The sequence below is a fragment of the Paenibacillus germinis genome (genome assembly GCF_013141785.1).
GTDB classification, from domain to species: domain Bacteria; phylum Bacillota; class Bacilli; order Paenibacillales; family NBRC-103111; genus Paenibacillus_E; species Paenibacillus_E phytorum.
The window spans coordinates 17,434-35,320 of record NZ_WHOC01000049.1 but is presented as its reverse complement, the minus strand read 5'-3'; the positions used below and the strand labels follow the sequence as shown (position 1 = coordinate 35,320).

The window sequence follows — 17,887 nt, the reverse complement described above, 5'->3', positions numbered from 1 at the left end:
AAACAGGGTACCTTACCTCAATTCTGAGTATAGGTACCCTGTTTTCCTGTATAATTTATTTAATTAATTTCAGGTGGTTTCTCGGATGATTTCAAACCAACAATCTCTTATTCTTAGTCCATTTATGGCCATTTACGATATCGTAGTACCTAAAGATAATATGTTACGTCAAATTAAAGACCTCGTAGATTTTTCATTTGTCCATGAAGAATTACAGAATAAATACTGTCTCGACAATGGCCGAAATGCTGTTCCACCTATTCGAATGTTCAAGTATTTACTACTAAAATCAATCTTCGATTTATCAGATATAGATGTTGTGGAACGTTCGAAATATGACATGTCTCTCAAGTATTTCCTAGATATGGCACCGGAAGACGGGGTTATCGATCCCAGTTCACTTACGAAGTTTCGCAAACTTCGCTTGAAAGATGTGAACCTTCTCGACATGCTGATTCAAAAAACAGTGGCAATCGCTTTGGAAAAAGAAATCATTAAGAGCCGCTCAATAATTGTGGATGCTACCCACACGAAATCACGATTCAATCAGCAATCACCAATAGAGATATTAAAGGAGAAGTCCAAACTGTTACGGAAATCAGTGTACCAGATCGATGAAAACATGAAGAACATGTTCCCGCCAAAAACAACGTCTAACGAATTAGCGGACGAACTGGACTATTGTCAAAAAGTAATTGATTCCGTTGAAAAAGAAGAAGCTCTCCGCGAATATCCAAAGGTAAAAGTAAAGCTGAATTACTTGAAAGAAATAGTAGAAGATCACATAGAGCACCTTCAACTCTCGAATGATCCTGACGCACGTGTGGGTCACAAAACGGCAGACTCCTCTTTCTTTGGCTATAAAACACATATTGCCATGAATGAAGAACGTATTATTACAGCTGCCATCATTACAACAGGAGAGAAGAGTGATGGGAAACAATTGCAACCTTTGATCGAGAAAAGTCGCAAAACCGGCATGGAAATCGATACGGTCATTGGAGATATAGCCTATTCTGAGAAAGAGAATATCCACTATGCCAATGAAAATGAATTGCAATTAGTATCAAAATTACATCCCCTAATTACACAAGGAAATCGTAAAAAGGAAGAGGAATTTGAGTTTAATAAAGATGCAGGGCTGTACGTTTGCAAAGCAGGTCATATGGCGGTACGCAGGGCGCATACGGGAACAAAAAATTTGGGGGAAAACCAAAGAGATAAATATTACTTTGATATCGATAAGTGTAAACAATGCCCTTTAAAAGAAGGTTGCTATAAAGAAGGGGCGAAATCAAAAACCTATTCGATAAGCATCAAATCAATGGAGCATAGCGAACAGCTAGCCTTTCAAGAAGATGAATTTTTCAAAGAAAAGGCAAAAGAGCGCTACAAAATTGAAGCGAAAAATAGTGAACTAAAACACAGACACGGGTATGATGTGGCATCTTCCTCAGGTCTCATTGGAATGCACATGCAAGGGGCAATGGCCATATTCGCTGTCAATCTCAAAAGAATATTGAAGCTATAAGGGGCAAATCAAGCTCACCAAACGAGGCAACTCACTTCTGCGTAAGCATCTCTACTTCACAGTGTTTCACCTGTTATCTTTCAATGAAGCGTTTCAAGCCTTGAATGCTCATAATACCGAAGTAAAACGAATGACGAAAAAGCAGTCTATGATGAAGCTGATTGGGAAACTAGCCCGGATGCTTGTAGCCATGGCGAGAGAAGGGCAAACATTTTCAATGGATAAGGCCCAGCTAACATTAGCAGCATAAAAAGTAAATCGTAACCCAGACACGTAGATTGGCTCATTCGTAGGATCTCACAAAGAAAGCACGGAGTACCGAGATTGTTCAGCTTTAGGGCATAGACCCGTTCCGTTAACGTTAATCGGACTCCACACCTTGGAAAGATAGGACGAAGGAATGTGAGGGCATAGACCCGTCGAGATTTGGGAGAGTAAATCCCCAAGGACCTTGTGGAGTGAAGCGTGCAGCATAACTTTGTTATGGAAGATGTTGTAAATATATCAGCACCTTCTGTTCCCGCATGCGCTCTAACGGAACTTCCTGCCACACAGAACCCAAACACCGCAACTCCTATTTAACAAACATTTTGAAATCCTGCGAATGAGCGAGCATTCGTGAGAAAATCCCTATTCTATGAGGGAGCGGAGCGGTTAGGTTTATTTTGTTGGCAAGTAGAGAATCTCTTGAGTGATCCGATCTAAAAATCGATCTCCTATAATGTAGGTGAATTTGTGTCGCCAGACTACAATGTTGGGACATTTGTGCATTTTTAGATGACACAAATCCTCCTACATAAAAATAAAAAAGCCTGATTCCTCAGGCATTTGCATTCAAAGTTATGTAGGCACATTTGTGTCATTGGACACCTAGTGATGATTGGTCACACCCATTCCATAGCAATAAAAAACATAGCTATAATCTTGCTTGTTTCTTTGGTGCACATTAATCTCTGTTTGCAGCATTTCAACAACTTGCATTGCCACAACATTATCTGCGTATTTTTCTCTCATACACTTGAGATTGTTCTCTATTAAATCATAGTAGTGAGCAGTTCAATCGGTACTAGGTGAAATAAAATTACTGAACAGACTGCCGATATTTTCGGCAGCCTGTTGTTATGATGCATTCATTTTCCGTCGTAGTAGTTACATTAACTGAAATGTTTAATTCTTAACCGCTGAGATCAAGAGGAAAATGGGACGACGGGTTTCGTCTCTCATTTCGGGATACTTGTCCAATGTTTCTTGCGTTGGTTGAGGTTCGGAAAGTTTCATAATACGAAATCCTGAATCAATTAACGCATTCACATAGGTAGTGATAGTTCGATGATATTTGACGACATCATTGTCCAGAAATCTCGCCTGCCGTAGACCTTCTTTCTGGTAGTCGTCGACAGGCCAGTGCAATCGCTCGCCTGCGGAGCCATAATACCAGTCTTGTGCAGCGAGTGCAGTAAATACTGGATGTTCAACCGAAAGTATGAAAGTTCCTCCTGATACAAGACATTGATGTATTTTACGACAAACAACTTCGAAGTTCTCCACATAATGAAGAGCAAGCGAGCTCATCACAACGTCAAATTCCCCTGCTGCAAAATCGATGTCTTCAATCGCGAGCCTCCGATACTCGATCGCAGAATCGTTATTATTTTCTCTGGCATACGCTAACATTTTCTCAGATAGATCTACTCCAACCACTGACCGGGCTTGCTGTTCTATTGCATATTTGCAATGCCAACCAAAACCGCATCCAAGGTCAAGAACTCTTTTATCTCGCAGCGCGGGAAGCATCGCACGGAGTACGGGCCATTCCCCAGCAGCTTTCAGACCACCAATCGAGCGAGGCATCTCACTGTATTTTTCGAAGAATCCGAGTTCATCATATTTGTTCTGTTTCATATTTACCTTAGACTCCTAACTTAGCTATAATCTTGCTTGTTTCTTTGGTGCATATTAATCTCTGTTTGCAGCATTTCAACAACTTGCATTTCCACAACATTATCTGCGTATTTTTCTCTCATACACTTGAGATTGTTCTCCATTAAATCATAGAAGTGAGCAGTTCAATCGGTACTAGGTGAAATAAAATTCCCCTTTATACCATATCCTGCTGCTTCTATCTTTCTCATGTTATTTGCGATCGTATCCATTTCAGGGTACTGTTAGGCATACTCTGTAATTACAACTGCTTTTTACAGAGCAATTAACAAACAACACCATTAACCCGGTGGCTTTGCACTGAAATATTCACTCCACATAATCTTATGCTTTTTCTCAACCACCGGCCTCACCAATTCTGAAGAACACTGGCATTAATTTAAAAATCATTTGAAATCCCGCCGCGTGAAAATATTCGATGAATATTAGATGTGCATGACCACACAATTGATAAGAAAGTCAAAAAGCGAGAGTGCTCTCATGTTTCCCAGTAGGAAGTATTGAGGGCTTTTCAGGTTTTAGGGTACCTAATCTTCCTATCTGGGAATTGCCGTCCTCATTTATCCGGTTCACAGGAAATCCATACATTCTCAATGATTAGGAATAGCTTTGACAACACGTTCATGAAAATTATTTATGGATCGAATCTGATATTTCAATATATCTCCTTCGTACTCTACTCCCGTGTAAAAAAGAGCAAATTCTACTGGTACATCCATCGTGAGCACATCTTCCAAGATTGTCGGGATGCTACTAACGACATCGGGAGATTCCATGATCCACTCCTTACTTTTCCAATCGAGTGTTCCTTCATTGCATTCAATTAAATCCCCTACAAATTTCTTAGCAAGAAAAATATACATACCACCTACTTGATTCCAAGTGGCAATACCTTTGAAATGAACAGACTGGATTGTCAGTCCAGTTTCCTCTTTGACTTCTCGAACTACTGCATCCCGAGGAGTTTCATCAAGCATAATCTTGCCTCCCACGCAATTCCACATATTCTTAAAGGGAGGATTGTTCCTTCTAAGCATCAATAATTTATTATCTTTATAAATAAAACAATGTACATATTTTATAGACATTATAACCTCTAATTTAACGTATTTTTTCACCAGCAATTTTCTATCAGGCGAAGCCTATTAATGTTGAGAGAGAAAATATTAAAAATTTCATTGCACAAGTAAGCTAATTAATTTTTCTTTAAATAAAGGATTGTTGATCGTTTTACAAACTTTAGCATTAGGGGTATGGCCTGCAAAACCATCAGATATAGCAAGTTTACAACCGTCATTTACAATCACTTGACCATAGGCAGCTTCTTCTGTTGTGCATACATAGCAGTAACATAATTTTTCTTCAACTACAATTTCATTCCAGAGTACAACCCCCATTGCCACAGCATCAGGTAAGTCAACAATATGTTCATTACTTCTTTGTAAATTATATTCAAGCAAGGAACGGTTACATTTAACGGAAAACTCAGCTTCCTTCTTACCACTTGAGAGTAATACATCCATATCGCCCTTATTCAAAGCAGCTTCTCCTAGACATACATCAAATCCAATGATGGTAATAGGTATCCCTGAGCCCAGCATAATACGATAAGCCTCTGCATCTACATACACATTAAATTCAGCAACAGGTGTGGTATTTCCAGGGCCAAAGCCGGAAGTACCCATGGTGTAAATATGCTTGACCTTTTTCATGGTCTCAGGTGCTTTTAAAATAGCAAGAGCAATATTCGTTACAGGACCGATGGTTACAATTTCGATTTCTCCAGGGTTATTTTCAATGATGTCTAGGATCGCATCTACGGCATGCTCGGTTTCTGGCAAAATGGTAGGATGAATTAAATTACAATCTCCCATACCATCCTCACCATGAACATTAACGGCTGTAACTAAATCACGCATAAGCGGTTTGGCCGCTCCAACATAAAGAGGCGGTTTTTGTCCATTAGTAATTTCGATCGTCATAAGTGCATTTTTCGTTGCCAATTCAACCGGAACATTGCCACAAATGGTTGTTATCGCTTCCACTTTCACATCCGATGATTTTAATGCCATAATTAACGCTACAGCGTCATCACTTCCAGTGTCTGTGTCAATAATTAATTTTCTCATATAAGAGACCTCCATTTCGTATTTGATTTCATTATATAAATCCAATTACAATGAAAATAGGTCAAATGACCAAAAGGGAAAAGAAGGTGAGAATATGGATTTAAAAGAAATTGTGAATGATGTACCAACGCAGATTAAGAAAGAATTCATTTATAAAAAGCATAAGAAAAGCAGCCTTATTCTTCATCCACATGAACAAAATAATTATCTTTATATCCTGACTACAGGTTTAGCTGAAGTGTATAGGCAAAGTTATGTGGGAACGATGCTTTCCATGTATATTTACAATTCATATAGTTGTTTTGGGGAGATAGAAATTTTTAATGATAACATTAAGACACTCGGTGTTATTGCCAAAGAAGATTGTGAAACGATTGCGATCCATAAAACAAAGGTTTATGAATGGATGAAACTCGATTTTAATTTTAATTTTTACTTAATTAAACAACTTGCCCAAAAGTTAGTTTTAAGTTCAGATACCGCTGCGCAGTTATCACTACTACCAGCTAAAGACCGTATTTTATTAAGTCTACATAATCATTATAAAATTGGTGATTTAGATAACCTTACAAAGCAAATTTTATCAAGTGAGGTCTGTGCACCAATTAGAAGCTTAAATCGTTCAATAGCTGAGTGCATTAATGAGGGTTTTATAAACTATAAAGATAAAAAATTCTCTATAAAATCAATTGAAGCGATAGAAAAATACCTTGAAAATTTTTTACTAAGTTAAAAAGTATTGGTTCTGTTTTTTATACATCGTTGATAAGGAAAACCAGTGAACCCTTGAGGAGGCCACTGAAAAAGTAATGTTATAGAAAAATCAATGAATTTGGGGGGTCTAAATATGACTCCCGAAATACGAAACGAGCCTTAGAAGTGATTCTAGAGGCTCGTTTTTTTCTGCTATTTTCTGGTTTTAAAAAAGTGGGCTTTTTCAGCGGCCTCCCCTTGAGTTTACTGGTTTCTTGCACTTCAAAACTTAATTGTCACCCAACAAGCTGTTCAAGACGCTGCGCTACCAATGAGAACATCCTGGCCGAAAAGATCATTCTTTCTTCCAAAATTCTCCTTAGAACCTTTTCGATGAAGCATTGGTTGACCGCAGCGATTGCACATTTCAGACTTGCGTCCATTACGGTCGTGAACATTTATGCTTTCGTCAAAATGTTGGCGTGGATCCCTTTTTATTTTAAATATCTAAATGTTGCAGCTTAATAGGAATTGGCGTGTACACGCTTTCACCTCTTTCGACTTCTGTATTGACCATGATTGTCCCGAGCAAATCATCTTGAACCAACTTATCATTTATAAATTTGATTTGATCCATAGACAGTTGTTTTCCCCTTGCCAGTAAACGCTTAATATGTTCGTCCTTAACTACTTGCATAAAAGCTGTAAGAAGGATTAGTCCGAAATAGTTCCGTTCTATGTTGAAGAACATTTCGGATATTTCTCAGTCATATACAAGTAAATCAATGATGGATTGAGCGGGGATATAATCTTATAAATTGCTTCGATAAATGACTGAAGTTGGATAAGTGGTGCGTCAGCTAAGATAAATGTGTAAATTTGGAATTGAAAAATACAACTATCCAAGATTGCAATTTCATTGGAATGGAGTTGTTTCTCTACGAAATGCTCCCACTTTTCTATGGCCACTTGTTTATAGCGTTCTAAGTCGAAGAGGATAACGAGCGATAAATTCTAAATACTCTTTGTCCTCCATATAAGCTTCATAAAAAAATAAAGTTGGATGAGGTCTCGCTACTTCGTGAATCCTTCTTGCTTTCTTGCCATTTCGCTCTAATTGTGAGAATAATATTCCTGCATTCGTTGATTTGCCTGTTGAAGGAAGGCCCTCCATCAAAATCAACCTGGATTGATTGAGTGTCTGTTCCATAATGAGTACTCCATGGTTTCATAAATATACCAATTATACCAGAACAAAATGCACGGTACTGTTATGAGCAAAACTGCCCGTTACTTGAATGTAAAACAAGGAGCAGCTAACTTCCACTTACCACACTAAGCGGGATCTCTTCCGTTTCCTCGCAGTTCAAACAAATGTACTTGCCCGTCTCTTTGCTTAACATGCGCTTGCTTTTGCTTAGCGGCTGCTTCTTCTTCTGAGCCACTCTTATGAATCCCGAAAATTTATAATTTCTTATTTCTAAAAATAAACCGCCCATCGGGGCGGTAAGATCAGCATGACGCGCCGCAAATTCTGCAGCCCATGCGCCATAGGCGGATACGTCGTTAGGTCCGTGGTTTTGCGTCCCTGTCTTTCAACTGCTTTGCCGTTATAACATGATTTTCAAATCTTTGTGAAAGAACAATCAAATCGGCCAAAAAGGAAGGAAATCTCGCCTCTCTCTTGGCCGATGGTGAGATGGCTTATGACTTGGTCTTCTTCCACATATCAACTTGCCTTTGTTTCTCAGCGATCACTTTATCCACGCCAGCCTTACTCAGCTTATCGAGAAATTCGGGCAGCATTTTCACAGGATCGACCGATCCGGAGATCAAGGCGGTGTTATATTGTTTGATGACCGAATTCGTCTGCGTCAGCTCCGTCTTCACCGGCTCGGGATTAAAGTTGAAACCGAGCAGCGGCGAACGCTCCGCGCTTGCGTTGAGCTGCCGAATTTTATCCCAATTGCCGACATCGTCCTTGGAGATGTAATAGCCGTTAAATTGGTTGCCGAACATCCAATCCGTACCCGGCGCATAGCCGTTCGTTTCGGGGGTGACGCCCTCCGGCATGCCGATCACGCCGTTCGCTTCGTTCACCATCACGTAATGCTTGCCTTCGATGCCGTGGCTGAGCAGATTGTACAGCTTCTTATCCGAGTTGATCAGCTCCAGGAACATCATCGCCCGTTCGGGATTTTTGGATGTGCTGCTGATGCCCGTCATCGTAGCGATCGCGCGTCCTGTGGTGGCCAGCGGTTTGCTCAGCTGTTTGACTACTTTATGGACTCCCCAGCGCAGGAAAATCTGGCTTTCGACGCCCGGCGTAATCGTACCCGCGATCGATCCGCCGTATTTGCCAGCTTTGACGTCCGCCGTATCGTCCGAAATGGACGCATTGTCTTTGCGGAAATAGCCTTTCTCGTGCCACTTGTGCATCAAAGTCACGAAATCCTTGTACTCGGGAGACGCGTATTGGTTGACGACCTTCGTGTCGGCGTCTTTCAAGTAGATCCAACCCGGAGATGCGTCTTCGCCGATCGTATCCATGCCGAAATACGGCGCTTCACCGTTAAAGGTATCGTAAGTATTGACGAACTGAAGCGGAGTAACCCCCTTCTCTCCTTTCAGGATTTTGTCCAGGAACGGTTCAAGATCGTCGTAACGATTGATGGACCCCAGATTCAGGCCGTATTTCTCCGCCAAATCCTTGCGCATGTCAAAACCGTACGACATCGCGATGATCTGCCAGTTGATGGCACCGTAAATTTTGCCTCGTACGCGGGTAGCGTTCCAAACGTAGTCCGGCACGGTCGACTTCAGCGTCGGCGCGTATCGGGTAAGCAGGTCGTCCAGCGGTATCAGGGCTCCCTTCTCCACGTTTTTATAATAATTATTGCTCCAAGGGGCGGTAAACATCAGGTCGAATGCGTCGCCAGCTCCGATCATGACATTCATCTTCTGATCGTAGCTGCCCCAATCGATCAGGTTCAGCTTGATCGTGGCGTTGATTTTCTCCTTCAAGATTTTATTGATCTCACCTTCGACAAGCGGCAAATCTTTTTGCGGAGTTCCTACGAAGTAATAGGACAACTCCACCGGTTCCAACGCTTTCCGACTACTCTCTCCGCCGCTCGCCGCGGAACTTGCCGGAGGAGCGGTCGATAATCCGCTTTCTTTACTGCTTGGCGCTGCGTTGCCGTCATTGTTTTTGCCGGCGCATGCGCCCAAGAATAAAACAAGGATCAGCATGCTGACGATTGTCGTGAAACTGCGCTTATCCTTCCTCAAATTGCAATCCTCCCCGATTTCATTTGGTCAGCTTGAGGGAATACCGTTGCGGAAGTCCCTCAGCAGCCCAAACATATCATTCTATCACAGGCATCTCCACAGCAAAAACGCAACCTTTTTCGGGATTTCGATAGATTTGGCCACGCAAAAAGTATAGATTTGGGGAACCCGGTTTAATACCCGAATACTTTCAAGTCCGCGATGAAGAAATACTCGTTCACCGTTTTGACGACGCGCACGTATCGGTACGTGCCGGACGTGCCGTATACCGGGGTGATCCAAAATCCTTGATAAGGAAGCGGCGATGCGAACTGTTCGGCTATTGTCGCGTAGGTCGCGAACATTGGATCGTTGGAAACCCGGATTTCGAAATTCCTTCTCGTTACCGACTGGTCTACGTCTTGCCTTGTCGTCAGATTGATTTGTGTGATCGTTTTGGCCGCCCCCAAATCAACCTGCCACCAGTGGTTTGGCTCAGCGGTGGCGGATGCAGGAGACCAGCCCGTCGCGATATTGCCGTCGTTCGCCATACCGGCTCCGAAACCTCCGGGATACGTAGAGGAAGACGTGGCGGTTTTCCCTTGCGCCTGGTCGGTCGGAGCGTACCCTGTCTTGATCCCCGAATAGGAAGCCTGAAGTCCCGATTGGAAGATCGTAGTCGAAGAGGTGCCGTCGTTATTGGCGAAGGTATTCGGAAGCGTGGATACTTCGAAGCCCAAGTACAATGATATTGGGGCGTTGGCCAGGACGTTGTTCTGAACCGTCATGTTGCTGCTTCCGTAATCCATGTAGATGCCGGCCATCGGATAGCTTTGCGTATAAGAGGAACGGATGATGTCGTACACGTAGTTCGAATCGATGATCGTGCTGGGTTGGTTCGATAACGTATATATTCCGCCTCCGTCATCATGGAGCTGACCCGTGTTATGAATCCGATTATACCTGATTTTGTTATTTTGCAGAGCCGTGGGGCTTGTTGTCCACCCCCATCCCAATGCAATTCCGCTGTACGGCAAGTTGGCCAATTCATTATGTTCGATGGTTAACCCATTCGTATATCCCGCGAATAGGCCCGCGCTGCCCGGATAATATTGACCGATTCCTGTTATATAGTTGTTCGTGATCGAATCGTTGTGGCTGATGTTCCGATTATCGGCGGGATTGGCGACCAATGCGGCGTCCACGGTAATCCCTTGTCCGGCTATCTGATGGAAGACGTTGCCGTCGACGGTCGTATTTTTCGTGCCCGAAATCAGTTCGAGCCCCGTCGCGCCCATTTTTTGAAACTTGCTGTTTTCGAATCGCACGCCATCGGTGTTCTTGATTTCCACTCCGCCCGGTTCCATAAGCGTCTCTACGGAGTTACCTGTCTGAATCCCTACGAAACCGTTGCTTAATGGACTGTTCCAGGCCGAACCTTCGAACGTGATTCCTTGGAAGGCGATGTTGGTGGCAAGCGTATTCAAGGAAGAGCCTTGCACCCGCATGACCGTCTGCAAATATGGAGCCTGAACGACGGCCGACGCCATGTTCTCCCCGTCTCTCGGTATGTAGAACAATTCGTTCGTCGCGTTGTTGATATACCATTCGCCCGGAGAGTCCAGAAATTCATACGCATTCTCGAAGTAATAGCTCTGTAGATAATCGCTGCCTGTTTCCATATTGGGCCAGGCCAGGTTGAAATTGTCCGTCCTTTCCGGTTCTTTCACGGTAACGGTGGCGACGCCTCCGCCCGACGTGTAAGAGAGAAGCCTCATTTTGCTTTCGTTCCAATGCTTCCGGGCGACGAGCATGACGTCTCCGAAATTGGCCCAGTTGGCGATTTCCGTACTATTCAGCTTGATGGTTTTGTTCGCGATGTCCCAATTCTTGACGTAATAGTTGCTTCCGATATTCGGCGTCCTCGCGCGAATGGCCGTTTTGCCGTTTACGTAAAGCTGAAGAAAGCGGATGGAACCGAAAGGGGCAAGATCGGCTTTATAAATCCCGCCCCCAACCAAAGTCCAACCGGTAATGTTGGTGGCGCCGTTCAGAATGGGCGTCGCGCCGCCGGGATCGGCTTGCCAGATGACGTGCCAACCGTTTTTCCCGGAATCCGCTTCTGTTAACGAGAACGTAGAGACCAAATAATAGTTGCCGGTATACAGATTGACCACGATATCGCCCGTCATGGCGGCGTTCACCGTGCGAACCTTATCCCTGACCCCTGTCAGCGAGCAAGGAGCAACGTTCGAACAGGCGGTCCCGCCTCCGGTCGGAGACGCATAGAACGTATACTGCACGGCCGCTGACGCGGATGGAGAAAAAACCGGAAATAAACTCAAGAGTAAAGCGCTTACCATCGTGATGACAAACATTTTCACCGGTTTGCCCATTAGATAAAACCCCTCTCTTAATGGTTAAAAGAAGGGGCCGCGTATAAACCTGCCCCTTCCTTTCGATTACGGATTTGTCACACCCGAGCCATGGTTTGCCGTCCGGATCGGGATATCTCCATGAAAATTCGCGTTCGTCGTGATTAAGCTGCCCGTCGTATCGAATGCCGACAGATGAATATCGCCGGAAACGAAATCCGCGCGGGTTAAATCGATCGTTCGGTTGGCCGTCAGACGCGTATCCCCGCTATTCTTGGTCTTGAATTGCGTTCCTCGGGCCGAAATGTCCGTTCCTGCTTGAATCGTGATATCGTTACTTCCGGTCGAGGCTGCCAACACAGCGTGATCCACGACGACCGGCCCCAAGGCAGATCGAAGTTGAATGTCGGAACCGGATGCTTTCGTCGTGATTTGCGCACCGATATAGATCCCTTGATCCGCGGAATAATCCACCCGGACGCCATTGTTCGTTTGATAGCCGAAACTCGACGGAATGAATAAGATTCCTTTCGTCTTGATCGTCCCGTTGGATTTTAGTTGCTCCTGCGTATAGGTTTGCGCTACGCCGTCGTAAAAGCTGACCGCTTGCGTCGCGGCGGGAGCCGCATCCGAAATTGCATAACCCGCGGAATTGCGGGAACTATTCGCCGCGGTCACTTTAAACGAATAGCTTCCCGCGGCCACGCTGTCCGGTACGATGACGGGGACGACGGCTTTATCATTGCGGATCTTGCCTTGCGCCGAAACCGCAGGCGTGAGAGACGCTCCCTCGCTCGTGACGAGCTCCACGTTGACCGGCGAATCGTCCTCCACATTCGTCGTTCCGACGGAAACGAGAATCAACTGCATCGTGTCGGGCTTCTGGGCCGTCAGATTCGTCGTCACGGAGTCGATCGAGCGTTCCGGAACCGCTGTGATCAGTATCAAATCCGCATGGCTCACATCCTCATAGGGCACATAGATCTTGGCGGAGGATCCTTCATACCCGGTTCCCGTTGCTTTCACCAGATATTTACCCGACAATTGGGACGGGGATAACGTATAAGTCCCGTCCTGTCCCGTTATGGCCGTGCCTAAGGAAATTTCCTGTTCATCGTAAGCGTAAATGCTTATCATGGCTCCGGACACCGGCTGACCGTGATCGCCCTTGATCGTTCCGCCGACCGAATACGTTTCCGGCGCTCCCGGGCTGAATACCCTCAGCTCTGAAACGAAAGCGTAATCGATATTCGTCTTGGCATACCGGATATACCGATAGGCCTGGTCTCCCGATACGTCAAGCAGCCAGGATGCTCCCGCAAACGGCGTAGTTCCGACTTCTCCCAATACGGTATAGCTGCCTGCGGCAAAGCCCGGATCGTTAGAAGCCTGGATTTGGAATGTTTTTCTTTCCCCGTCATACCCATGGTTCGGTCTGGCCACCACCTCCACTCCTTTAACGGGAATGGAAGCTCCCAAATCGATCGTCAGCCATGGCTTCAGTTTTGGCTTGTCGGCCCATACGCCCGACTCGGCGCTCCATCCGTTGCCGAAGCTTACGATCCCGTCCACGACCGTATCCGGCCCGTAGCCAACCAAAATATCCTTCGCTTCCGAGCTGGTTGCGGTTTTGCCTAGCGCGACGTTGCTCCAAACCTTCTGCGATTTGGCAAACGCCGATTCCGCGGATTTCAAGAGAGCGAGCGCCTCTTGTAATTCCGCTTCCGTAGTCGCCGCGTTATCGTAGCTTATCTGTGCCTTGGCCACCATGAATTGGAGATACTCTTGGGCCCACTGAGGATATTGGCCGTATTCATTCCCGATTTCCGCCCCGCTCAGGGTCGTCTCGGCCTTTCCTATTTCCAGCGAGAGCAGAGGTTTTGTATCCATCGCCCCGCCGCTGCCGATCTCGAAGATTTTGCTTAACTTGATCGTGTTGTTCGCCTGGTAGGTACCGAAGTAACCCGAATGTTCGATCTTCCCTTCGAACGTATCCACGCAGTCGAATACCAGTTTGCCGTTGATGTACATGACCAGCCTAACTCCTTCGTCGGTGTTCAAAGCGCCCACCTGCACGAGATTGTCTTTGTCGAAGTCGAACGCGGTATTCGGGATCACGTCGCCGAACTTGCTCGGACTTCCCCCGATGTTCCCGTAAAAGACCGTCCGCACGCCGCCGTTGAACCGCTGCAGCTCGATGCCTTGTGATGTGATCACGGTAATGTAGCCCGAACTGCCCGCTGCGATCGGATCTTTGCCGCTGTCCTGCGCCCGGAAAAAAACGCTCGGCCATCCGCTGCTCGTCGTCTTCAGGTTGAACGCCAGCATCTCATCCTGGAACGTCTTGCCTTGATAGATCGTGTAGCCATTGTTCAAGGTAAGACTGTTAGCCGTCGCCGCCGCGGTACCACCCGTAGAATGCCAACCGGCAGCTTGCCTTATCGCGTCGTTCAACTGGAAGACGACCGGCGCTTTACTTAACTTGATCGTGTTGTTCGCCTGATAGGTACCGAAGTAACCCGACTGTTCGATCTTCCCTTCGAACGTGTCCACGCAGTCGAATACCAATTTGCCGTTGATGTACATGACCAGCCTGACTCCCTCGTCAGTGTTCATGGCGCCCACCTGCACGAGATTGTCTTTGTCGAAGTCGAACGCGGTATTCGGGATCACGTCGCCGAACTTGCTCGGACTTCCCCCGATGCTCCCGTAAAAGACCGTCCGCACGCCGTCGTTGAACCGCTGCAGCTCGATGCCTTGCGACGTGATCACGGTGATGTATCCCGAGCTGCCCGCTGCGATCGGATCTTTTCCGCTGTCCTGTGCCCGGAAGAAAAGGCTAGGCCATCCGCTGCTCGTCGTCTTCAGGTTGAAAGCCAGCATCTCATCCTGGAACGTCTTGCCTTGATAGATCGCGTAGCCGTTGTTCAAGGTCAGGCTGTTGGCCGTCGCCACCGCGGTACCGCCCGAAGAATACCACCCGGCGGCTTCCCTTATCGCGTCGTTCAACTGGAAGACGACCGGCGCTTTACTTAACTTGATCGTGTTGTTTGCCTGGTAGGTACCGAAGTAACCCGACTGTTCGATCTTCCCTTCGAACGTATCCACGCAGTCGAATACCAATTTACCATTGATGTACATGACCAGCCTAACTCCTTCGTCGGTGTTCAAAGCGCCCACCTGCACGAGATTGTCTTTGTTGAAGTCGAAAGCTACGTTGGGGATGACGTCGCCGAACTTGCTCGGACTTCCCCCGATGTTCCCGTAAAAGACCGTCCGCACGCCGTTGTTGAACCGCTGTAATTCGATGCCTTGCGACGTGATCACGGTGATGTAGCCCGAGCTTCCCGTCCCGATCGGATCCTTGCTCTTGTCCTGTGCCCTGAAGAAAAGGCTCGGCCATCCACTGCTTGTCGTCTTCAGGTTGAATTCCAGCAATTCATTCCCGAACGTTTTGCCTTGATAGAGGGTATATCCACCATTAAAGGTTATGCTGTTCGTTCGGACCGTTTTCGTGCCTCCCTGAACGGACCAGTTGTCGGTGTCCGCCAGTTGGTTGGCCAGGTTATACCCGGAGACGGACGTGCTCTCTACGTCCCGAAGCACTTTCAATTTCCAGAATTTCGCTTTGACGCCATCTTCGAAAATCCAACTCTTGGAGCCGTCGTTGATCCGAACTTGATAGGTCGCCCCGGACGAATAATCTCGACTCTCGCCGCCCACGCGTTCCAGAACGGTCCCCGGTGGCGAATATGCCCTCAGGTCCAGGTTGCGGATATCCACGTCCGGATTGGCCATGACGGTCATGATCCGGTTGCGATAGTCGATTTGCGTTTCTTCGGCTTTGATCCCCTCGAACTTGATGCGATCGATCACCAGCTGGGGAAAGTAGGCCTCCGGCTTGATCCGCGACTGCCACTCCACCTGGTCCGGCATGCTGAAGCTGATCACGTCGCCAGGCTCTACGTCGACATTGAGATTGTAGTTGACCGGGCTCTGTCCATCCAGGTTGCCCGACCAAGTCGGCTGTCCGTTTTTCAGGATGGATACGACCGTCTTATTCTGGGAGGCAACCGTTCCGCTGATCCTGAAGCTGCCGCGACCCGTCGCCGTCACGTTTCCGCCGGAATGATTCAACTCGGCGCCAGGAACGATGTCCCAATATGCGGGCTCAAGTCCTGCGCGGTTAATGACATCCGGATTCTGGGAATCGTTGTTCCTTAACGTGTTCCCTTCGTCGGCTACAACGTTGGCATACATTGTCTGTCCGACGCGGGTAAGCACATTGTCCGCGATCTCGTATCCCCATGTGGCCTGGTCCAGGTAGATGCTCGCTACCGGATAGTTGGACGCGTACTCATTGCTGTCGATGTCATGAATGTAGTTTTCGACGATTTGGCTGTTCGGCGTTTTGCTGAGCGTATAAATAGCCGCGCCGTCGGAAAGCTGTTTCATGACGCCGTAAATATTGTTGTTGCGGACCACGTTATTCATCAGTGAGGTGTCGTTGGCCGTCCAGCCCCATCCCAGCGAAATTCCGCTGTAGTCCGCGTTCGCGATTTCATTGTGTTCGATCAATACGTCCTGCGAAAATCCGGAAATGATGCCCACACCGCATGACGTAAGGGAAATCCCGTTCAAATAATTGTTCCGGATGATATTTCCCTTGGTAATCAGCGAAGGGTCCTTGGTGCTCGCATAGGATTCGGAGAATAATCCTTCGAAAATCCCGCTCCCGCCGATGTCTAGAACGGCGTTGCCGACGACTTCGTTATGGCTGGAGCTGCCCCGGATATCGATGGCGGTCGCTCCGGTATGGCGGATCACGTTCCTCTCCAGCTTGACATTATCCGCCGCTTCGAGCAGAATGGCGGCCGGCTGCCTTCTGGAACCTGCGTAGATGCCGTCCGTCAACCCTCCCTGCCCGGGAAGCACGTAATCGTGATCGATCGGATATTGGTATTTGGTGTATTCGAAGGTGATTCCACTTATGGTGACATTGTGGATGCGATTGTTCTTATCCGATCCCTTCAGGTGGAGGAACGATTCGACCGACCCGGTTCTGGCATCCAAAGCCGCAGGCAATTCTCCTTCACGAGGGACATAATAGACCGTGGAATCAGTCTCATCCAGCAGCCATTCGCCCGGTTCGTCCAAGTAGAGACGCGAATTTTCGAAATGGATGCTTTGGTTCGCCGCCTTGTCCGGATACTTGTCCGCGAACAGACGGTTTCCGGCCTCTTCCAACATTTCGAGGGAAACAAGGCCGTTCTGCACTTGGAAACCGTCCAGACGGGAGTAGTTGCGAATCCAGTGTTGGTTAATGACGATTTCCAGCTGCGGATCCAGGCTTCCTCCCCATGCGGACACGGTGGATGCATTCAGGTTGATCCGCTTATTCGGTTCGTCCCAGCTCACGATTTTGTAGGATTGCGATCTGGCTCTGACGGCACGTTCCCCATTGATCCAGAGATCGCGAAATTTCATCCCGGCCACGTTTGCCTTGAATATTCCGTTTTCCTCCGTCCATCCGGTAATTTTCTGCCCCCCGCTGATAACTGGCGTCTCCCCCGGGTAATTTCTGTAGATGACGTTGTGGCCGTTCATCCCCGAATCGGTCTCGTTCAGCACGAGCGTTTCCGTTGCCGAATATTCCCCTCCCCGCAGATAGACGACAATATCGCTGTCCATATTGCCGTTAATGCCGCGGACCGTATCCCGTGCCTTTCCGAGCGTTAGAAACGGATGGTCCATCGACCCGTCATTGCCGTCATTTCCTTGCGGAGATACATAATATTGGATCCTCGCCGCTTCTTCCGCATGGGCCGTTGACCCGATAGATGGCAAGAGGGAAAAGCTGACTGCGATCAGGCATAGTGCCGTTAGACTTTTGAACCATGGCGATCGTGCTCGTATTCCCATGTGAATGACCTCCCGATCATAATTCC

11 protein-coding genes and 1 riboswitch are annotated in these 17,887 nt (G+C 46.9%); of the genes, 2 read left to right on the top strand and 9 right to left on the bottom strand.

What is annotated here, in order from left to right; genetic code table 11:
• The first annotated feature begins 85 nt into the window (after positions 1-85).
• Positions 86-1,531, top strand: a complete 1,446-nt coding sequence (locus GC102_RS10585; protein WP_171689490.1) for an IS1182 family transposase — start codon at positions 86-88, stop codon at positions 1,529-1,531.
• 1,167 nt (positions 1,532-2,698) lie between these two features.
• Here the strand turns inward: GC102_RS10585 and GC102_RS10575 are convergent.
• The 3 genes from GC102_RS10575 to GC102_RS10565 all read right to left on the bottom strand — a co-directional run bounded on the left by GC102_RS10575 (position 2,699) and on the right by GC102_RS10565 (position 5,601).
• A complete protein-coding gene (locus GC102_RS10575; protein WP_171689489.1) occupies positions 2,699-3,433 on the bottom strand; it encodes a class I SAM-dependent methyltransferase in 735 nt (244 codons plus the stop codon).
• Positions 3,434-4,062: 629 nt separating this feature from the next.
• The gene (locus GC102_RS10570) at positions 4,063-4,560 is read right to left on the bottom strand and encodes an NUDIX hydrolase (protein WP_171689488.1); all 498 of its coding nucleotides are present in this window, start codon (positions 4,558-4,560) and stop codon (positions 4,063-4,065) included.
• A gap of 87 nt (positions 4,561-4,647) precedes the next feature.
• Positions 4,648-5,601, bottom strand: coding sequence for a nucleoside hydrolase (locus GC102_RS10565; RefSeq protein ID WP_171689487.1), 954 nt, complete (start codon positions 5,599-5,601; stop codon positions 4,648-4,650).
• Between the two features lie 94 nt (positions 5,602-5,695).
• On the opposite strand from GC102_RS10565, the gene GC102_RS10560 reads away from it, so the two are divergent.
• Positions 5,696-6,334, top strand: a complete 639-nt coding sequence (locus GC102_RS10560) for a Crp/Fnr family transcriptional regulator (RefSeq protein ID WP_171689486.1) — start codon at positions 5,696-5,698, stop codon at positions 6,332-6,334.
• Between the two features lie 459 nt (positions 6,335-6,793).
• On the opposite strand, the gene GC102_RS40020 is transcribed toward GC102_RS10560, so the two are convergent.
• From GC102_RS40020 to GC102_RS10535, 6 genes are all read right to left on the bottom strand, one after another.
• Complete coding sequence (locus GC102_RS40020) at positions 6,794-7,045, bottom strand: DUF3231 family protein (protein ID WP_171689485.1); 252 nt, start codon at positions 7,043-7,045, stop codon at positions 6,794-6,796.
• Positions 7,046-7,267: 222 nt separating this feature from the next.
• Positions 7,268-7,504, bottom strand: a complete 237-nt coding sequence (locus GC102_RS10550; protein WP_171689484.1) for a P-loop NTPase family protein — start codon at positions 7,502-7,504, stop codon at positions 7,268-7,270.
• Between the two features lie 106 nt (positions 7,505-7,610).
• The gene (locus GC102_RS40015) at positions 7,611-7,739 is read right to left on the bottom strand and encodes a hypothetical protein (protein WP_281367648.1); all 129 of its coding nucleotides are present in this window, start codon (positions 7,737-7,739) and stop codon (positions 7,611-7,613) included.
• A gap of 87 nt (positions 7,740-7,826) precedes the next feature.
• A riboswitch (cyclic di-GMP riboswitch) is annotated at positions 7,827-7,913 on the bottom strand.
• Between the two features lie 85 nt (positions 7,914-7,998).
• Positions 7,999-9,585, bottom strand: a complete 1,587-nt coding sequence (locus tag GC102_RS10545; protein ID WP_171689483.1) for an ABC transporter substrate-binding protein — start codon at positions 9,583-9,585, stop codon at positions 7,999-8,001.
• Between the two features lie 173 nt (positions 9,586-9,758).
• A complete protein-coding gene (locus GC102_RS10540; RefSeq protein WP_171689482.1) occupies positions 9,759-11,960 on the bottom strand; it encodes a right-handed parallel beta-helix repeat-containing protein in 2,202 nt (733 codons plus the stop codon).
• A 66-nt stretch (positions 11,961-12,026) separates the two neighbouring features.
• Positions 12,027-17,861 (bottom strand): discoidin domain-containing protein, encoded by a 5,835-nt coding sequence (locus tag GC102_RS10535; RefSeq protein ID WP_171689481.1) that lies wholly within the window; start codon positions 17,859-17,861, stop codon positions 12,027-12,029.
• Positions 17,862-17,887: the final 26 nt, after the last annotated feature.

Coding starts and splice junctions, on each gene's coding strand:
- GC102_RS10575 (WP_171689489.1), bottom strand. CDS start 3,433: ATGAAACAGAACAAATATGATGAACTCGGATTCTTCGAAAAATACAGT.
- GC102_RS10565 (WP_171689487.1), bottom strand. CDS start 5,601: ATGAGAAAATTAATTATTGACACAGACACTGGAAGTGATGACGCTGTA.
- GC102_RS10540 (WP_171689482.1), bottom strand. CDS start 11,960: ATGGGCAAACCGGTGAAAATGTTTGTCATCACGATGGTAAGCGCTTTA.
- GC102_RS10560 (WP_171689486.1), top strand. CDS start 5,696: ATGGATTTAAAAGAAATTGTGAATGATGTACCAACGCAGATTAAGAAA.
- GC102_RS10550 (WP_171689484.1), bottom strand. CDS start 7,504: ATGGAACAGACACTCAATCAATCCAGGTTGATTTTGATGGAGGGCCTT.
- GC102_RS40020 (WP_171689485.1), bottom strand. CDS start 7,045: ATGTTCTTCAACATAGAACGGAACTATTTCGGACTAATCCTTCTTACA.
- GC102_RS10570 (WP_171689488.1), bottom strand. CDS start 4,560: ATGTCTATAAAATATGTACATTGTTTTATTTATAAAGATAATAAATTA.
- GC102_RS10585 (WP_171689490.1), top strand. CDS start 86: ATGATTTCAAACCAACAATCTCTTATTCTTAGTCCATTTATGGCCATT.
- GC102_RS10535 (WP_171689481.1), bottom strand. CDS start 17,861: ATGGGAATACGAGCACGATCGCCATGGTTCAAAAGTCTAACGGCACTA.